This is a genomic window from Streptomyces sp. LS1784 (assembly GCF_020103755.1).
Lineage (GTDB): Bacteria > Actinomycetota > Actinomycetes > Streptomycetales > Streptomycetaceae > Kitasatospora.
In genome coordinates this window covers 1-590 of sequence record NZ_JAHSQD010001268.1, presented here as the reverse complement: position 1 = coordinate 590, position 590 = coordinate 1, and the positions used below count along the sequence as shown (strand labels likewise).

The following is a 590-nucleotide window of genomic DNA, read 5'->3' as shown; positions in this document are numbered from 1 at the left end:
CGCGGCGGCGCACGGCGGTGGGAGTGACGGCGCGCCGGGCAGCCGGGCCGTCCCCGCGGCCAGTGCGGCCCGCAGCCGTCGGACGGCCGGGGCCGAGGAAGCGGGCAGCAGGTCGTACGGGTCGTCCGGCCCGTCCACGGTGACCAGCACCGACTCGGCGATCCGGTAGGGCCGGTGGGCCAGCAGCCCGCCCAGGTAGCGGCGCAGCCGGGACAGCTCGGCACGGACCGTCACCGTTCGGCCCGCGTCACCGAACAGCGCCTCGGCGAGCTGGGCGGCGGTGCTGCCCTCGCGTCCGGTGGCGAGCAGGAGCAGCAGTTCGGCGTGGCGCGGGCTGAGCGGGTGCGACCAGCTGTCGGCGGCGCCCCGGACGGACAGCTCGGCGCGGTCCGGGCGGCGCAGGTCGAGCCGGAGGTGGGCGCCCTCGGCCTGTTCGGCGGTCACCGTGCCGGCGCCGTCCTCCTCGGGCGGTCGGACGGGGCGCACCAGCCAGCCGTCGGCGAGCGGCTCCAGCGCACACTCGCCGAGGCCCGGCACCCAGTGCACGGTGGCCGGTGCCCAGCCCTCGCTGGGCACCCGCAGCCGGCTGG

1 pseudogene is annotated in these 590 nt (G+C 79.2%); it reads right to left on the bottom strand.

Going from position 1 to position 590, the window contains the following annotated elements:
* A pseudogene (locus tag KS423_RS46910) lies at positions 1-590 on the bottom strand (hypothetical protein); the annotation flags it as partial.